General features: G+C 44.9%; 3 protein-coding genes and 1 pseudogene. All 4 read right to left on the bottom strand.

What is annotated here, in order from left to right; genetic code table 11:
• Positions 1-162: 162 nt before the first annotated feature.
• Positions 163-1,167 carry a 2,3-diaminopropionate biosynthesis protein SbnB gene (sbnB, locus tag QEH53_RS23270; protein ID WP_309025632.1) on the bottom strand — a complete coding sequence of 335 codons (1,005 nt, stop codon included), beginning with the start codon at positions 1,165-1,167 and terminating at the stop codon, positions 163-165.
• Positions 1,168-1,905: 738 nt separating this feature from the next.
• Entirely contained in the window at positions 1,906-2,880 is a 975-nt protein-coding gene (gene sbnA, locus QEH53_RS23265; RefSeq protein WP_309025633.1) for a 2,3-diaminopropionate biosynthesis protein SbnA, read from the bottom strand.
• A 953-nt stretch (positions 2,881-3,833) separates the two neighbouring features.
• The gene (locus QEH53_RS23260) at positions 3,834-4,334 is read right to left on the bottom strand and encodes a transcription termination/antitermination NusG family protein (protein ID WP_309025631.1); all 501 of its coding nucleotides are present in this window, start codon (positions 4,332-4,334) and stop codon (positions 3,834-3,836) included.
• A 388-nt stretch (positions 4,335-4,722) separates the two neighbouring features.
• Positions 4,723-5,223, bottom strand: a pseudogene (locus QEH53_RS23255) (IS1595 family transposase); the annotation flags it as partial.
• Between the last annotated feature and the right edge of the window lie 107 nt (positions 5,224-5,330).

Raw genomic sequence — 5,330 nt, 5'->3', positions numbered from 1 at the left:
TGTGGGAGCGTCTTCTCAAAAAGCGCTAACAAAGTGAATGGAAAAGCGAAAAAGTTCGATCATAAGGTTGTTTCAGGACTTATTGGACACCCTCTAAGAAACTCAAGAACTTCATACACAATGAAATGTTAACGAGTTCCGCTTGATTACAAATCGCACCTATCATCCGTTAAAATTAGATACTTTAGTCCCGATATTTTGCTGATTTGCTAAATCAAAAACCAACGTGCTCAATGCAACGTCCAATATTCCCAATCCAAAAGGGCTAAAGACAATAGGCCTCTCATCAAAGCTTAACGGACTGTCATGTCCATTCAAAAAACGAGATAGCACCTTTTGAGGCTTCCAACTTCCTTTTGCCTTTTTAACTGCAAGATCTACAGAAGTATTCTCACGACAAACATGCTCGACATCGTCTACTACATTATTGGCACTTAGAATAAGCTCAGGATCCAGATCCCGCAAGGAAATATTTAACACAAGCATTTTACCGACTACATTTCCCCATTCGACAATATGTGGCTCTACTGCAGTTGTAGCAATCGAAACAAGATTACTCTTGGAGTTAAGATCACTCACAGAAGAAGTAACTTCACAACGTAATTCTCCGTAAACGTCTTTCAATTTGGCCTCAAAAGAGCGTGCACGATTGATGTCTACATCGAACAAGAAGACCTTATCTATATCTGGATTAACGTACTTGATAAAACGAAGAATCTCCCATTGGACGACGCCACATCCAATCATTCCGAAACCGCCAATCCCATCCAATCGATTAAGCACATCCACAGCCAAAGCAGCACTTGCTGCCGTACGAACAGCACTGATGACAGATCCTTCGAGGAGAACCTCGGGCCTCCCCGTGTCCATTGAATTCAGTATAATTGAAGCCGAAGCCCTTGGGAGACCCTCCTTTAAATTGCTAGGAAACGATGAAATCCATTTAATGCCAGCTCTTGATATTTCGCCCCCCAGATAGGCAGGTAAAGCAATCATACGCTCACACCTCCGACCCGGAAATCGTAAAAATGACGAATAAGGGCAACTACTTTCACCTAACGCGTGCAGTAGATACGCAGACTCGACACAATTAATAACGTCCTCCTCGCGATCTTTCAGAAGACATATAATATCGTTTTTACTTAGTACTAATAATGGATTTTTCATGAGTTTTTCTAAAAAAACGCAAGAGTTTAACTTAACTTACCCCAATCTGTATAACTCAACGAAGGCAATATAGCTGACAGCACCAACAAAAATGCGATCTATCCAGCTCCCGTTAGCAATCGAAGTTAATCAAGATCTGCACCACATGCTTCACTGCTAGAAAAACTGCAGAGACAGCTTTCAAACACAGACACAAGACAGTAAGTTTGTTTTTTGATATTCATCTAAACCCAAAACCATACTCATCCAATATCATCATTTTGCCTTCGTTTCACATCGATAACTTAAAGATCTTGCCCGACAGCAACAAATGTAGGCTATATTAAAATAGTGCACAATCAAATAACTTAATAAAAAGGTCTACAGTGAGAGAATCCCAACATCTGATCGAGCAACTTGTGTAACAACAAAAAAAAGACATTTATCATCAGCTCAACCGCTTCCAAAGACCTTTCAACCGTATAGACACAATAAGTACTTTCTCTATTCGTACGCTTAAAGCCGCAGAATCAATTAATTATAAATCTATTTTCACCTAAACCTAAGACACTTTATGCAATTCGCTCAATAATATTACGATTTAGCTACAAAATCACTAGTTTAAAAAAATCCCACATAAATCACTTCTTCGAACAGATAGCCCAAGCATTATTACACTAAATCTGATAACCTCAAACAAAGATCTGATCAGCAGAACAAGACCTACCAATTCCTATTGCACAACAACAAACAGTTTATTTAATCTAATGCACTTTCTCCAAAAACCTGACACACCCACTCGTCCGAATACACTGTATCCAAATACCTTTCACCACGGTCAGGTAATATCAAAACACAATTCGCACCCTCTTCGATCGTTTTTGACAACCTCATGAAAGCACTAAGAAGCCCTCCTGATGATCCTCCACACAACAAAGCCTCATCACGCAACAATGCTCGGCAACCTTTAATACATTCGACGTCGCTCACCTCTATAAATTGATCAGCATGGTCCGGAGAAAATAATTTCGGAACTATCCCTGCGCCCATTCCAGGTATATTGCGAATCGTTGAGGAACAACTTGTTATCGCACTTCCTTGAGCATCTACCCCGATAATTTTGGTGTCATAACCCATTTCCTTAACACGTTCAGCAAGTCCGCTTATAGTCCCGCATGAACTCATCCCACAAAAGACATAGTCAACTTTGTAAGCTAGTTCTCTCTGGATCTCGTCCATAGTGTCCCAGTGAGCCATTGCGTTATATTTCGATTCATACTGATTTATCCAAATTGCACTAGGGTTTTCCGCTAGCAACTGACGAACACGCATAAGTCGTGTTGCTAGCAATTCACCACCATCAGCATCCTGATAGCTGACAACATCAACGCTTCCACCATATGCTCTAACTAATTTTATATTGGCAGAGAGCGCATTCACGTCAGTGACACAATGAAATTTCAGCCCTAAAACAGAACAGGCTTGAGCCATCCCAATAGCCATATTCCCCGAACTTGACTCAATAACTGTCCCTCCCACATCAACTAACCCATCTCGCAAAGCACTTCGCACCATAGAAAGACCTGATCGGTCCTTTATACTACCCCCAGGATTCAACGCCTCCAGCTTACCGTACAATCTCACCTTCGGTCTCCTGTGATTTATTCTTTCGAGCCTAATTAAAGGAGTGGATCCTACTGCACTCAGAACCCCGTCAGTTTTTGTTCGTATCATTTTCATAACATATATAGCTTCAACGCTTACAACAAAAAAATGAAAAGGCGATTGCCTATTGTATTATTGATATAAGACGCAATCCAAGCTAAAAAATGCATGCGACTGATCAATTGGTTTAGCGCATTGGGAAGCAACGTAGTGTAGACTGCCCTTCAAGACACTCATCATCAGAAGAGACACTCGACAAGTCGGCTCCAAACCATTCACGAGGAACCTAAAACTAAAGAACGCTCACCGTGAAGAAGTAAGTAGCTTTCCCGGCCACTCAAACAAGAACATCGACCACAGCTAGAATTGGAAATGTAGGGTTCTATGCACTTGGGCGAGATAAGACTCAAATACCTGATTTGGTTGGCCCGCACGAGAGTGTGTGGAAGCTCTTTCGTCGCTGGTGCGAATGCGGGATGTAGACATAAATTCTCGAACGCTTCTCTGGCCAATATCGCTACCAACAGGTTTCAGTCATGCTCGGCACCTCGCATGCAAGGGCACATCAGGATTTCTCGAAGCATCAGCTTTCCTATTAAAATCAGAAACTTTGAATGGCTAAGCGTGCTTGCGACAAGGAAATTTACACCGTTGTGAGCGTGGTCGAATTGCCCTTGAGCATGCTGCTGCTTTGCGAGAATCAGAGCGTACGACTCGATTCGAGGACCTGAGCACCGAAGCTCCCTGCATGACGATAAAGCATACGTCAGCGACCCGATCTGCCGCTATTGCCTAGGACTGCTAAGGCATCGCCGTGATACGTCCACGACGCAAACGGAGTTTTAAGATCGAGCATCCCAAGGAGCTTACAAGAGCCAGACGTCGTCCTAAGAACTTCTTAGCTAAGATAAAACAATACCGGAGAATCGATACTCGCTACGACAAAACAGCAAAACCTATATTGGATTCTCAAATACATATGCATTTTCGAGTCGAGTTTAAATCAATACTGTGCACGTGCCCTAGACAGCGATCAGCTGGATATCCACAGCAGAAACATTTACGCTGACGTTGCTTCCAAATAGTTCCAAAAGTAGATTTAAGCGCTCCCCGCCACTGCTAGCCCGCACCAGCTCGCAAATCAAACCTTGAAAGGGTCCCCTTGTAATTTGAACCTTCGCCGGTGCTTTGAACTCACGCTCAGCGATATGTAGCACATCATCATGGAGTTCTTCCCGCATCGCTTGGATGAAGTCATCGGGAACGACTGGATAATGGCTGCCATACGTCAAAAGTCTGCTCACACCGCGAACGCTCCGAATCTTTTGCAGATGGGCTTCCAGATCCAAGTTGGCGAAGGTGTAGCAAGGAAACATTGCGTCAACAAATCGCTTCTTGCCACTGCGGGTCCGCTTAACTCGTGAGATCCTAGGACAGAAAGTTTCCACTTGGATTTCATCCGAAATGCACCGAGCAGCGATATGCTCCTTCTTTTGGTGACTACGTACGCAGTACCAGCTCATATAGAGGGTGGGGCATGGGGTTAGTAGGGTCGCTTAGCCGACAATACCGTAGGCAAGCTAGCGTTGAGCCAAGGCTCCGCCACTGGTCAAGCATTGAATTCCACATACAAGACATTGAAAGAGAGGAATTTAAAGGGAATCAAGTAGCACCAGTCAGCGTCGAGCAAACCATAGCGGTTGATTATACTGACTCATACCACTTGAAAAGAGGTTTGATAGCAGACCTACTTAACCGCAACTCTTTTTTTTACAAAGCTTACGGATTCTCGCGATTTCCTGCAATCAAATGGTCTGCAGCAAGAATTCTCGGTACTTAGAGGCGTGCTACACGGAATGCGCATATTCGTTTCACCCAAATGAACCCGGCACGCTAACCAGTTAGTGAGCTGCCGTTGAAGCGACGCAGATGCCGCTTGGCCTGGTTCCAGAAGTTCTCGATTCGATTGATGTGGTTGATACGACGATGGTGGAAGGCGCTCACGTCAAGTGCGTTGAAGGCCTGGAAGGTGTCGGTGTAGACGATGCTGTCGGGCGTGACCTTCTCGTCGATTATGGGCAGCAGAGTCGAGGCCTTGGCGTTGGGCACGATGGCGGTGTAAACCTTCCCGCCCCGCTTGAGCAGGCCGAAGACGGCCACCTTGCCGGCGGCTCCGCGGCCACGCTTTCCCTTGCGGACTCCGCCGAAGTAGCTCTCGTCGGCCTCGATCTCCCCGCTGAGCTCGAAGCTGGGAAGCTTGCTGGCTATGAGCTCCCTGAGTCGCAAAAAGAATGTGGCCGCAGTGTTACTGTGCACTGCGACGATCTCCGCAGCCGCTCTTGCTGTAGATCCTGCAACGAAAAGCTTGATCAGCTCCCCTGGCTTGCGAGGGCTGAGCCGACTGCTTCTTATGTACATTCTGCCATGCTAGGCCACGTGGACAAATTTTCGATTTGATTTAAGATGTTGGCTTTCAATGCCATGTGAAACTTTATGAAAGCATTCAATGTCAGAACACA

Origin of the sequence: Pelagicoccus sp. SDUM812002 (assembly GCF_031127835.1) — a bacterium.
GTDB lineage: Bacteria > Verrucomicrobiota > Verrucomicrobiia > Opitutales > Opitutaceae > Pelagicoccus.
This window is presented reverse-complemented; position numbering and strand designations above follow the sequence as displayed.

Excerpts from the sequence above, each read along its gene's own strand:
- sbnB (WP_309025632.1), bottom strand. The coding sequence starts at position 1,167 with ATGAAAAATCCATTATTAGTACTAAGTAAAAACGATATTATATGTCTT.
- QEH53_RS23260 (WP_309025631.1), bottom strand. The coding sequence starts at position 4,334 with ATGAGCTGGTACTGCGTACGTAGTCACCAAAAGAAGGAGCATATCGCT.
- sbnA (WP_309025633.1), bottom strand. The coding sequence starts at position 2,880 with ATGATACGAACAAAAACTGACGGGGTTCTGAGTGCAGTAGGATCCACT.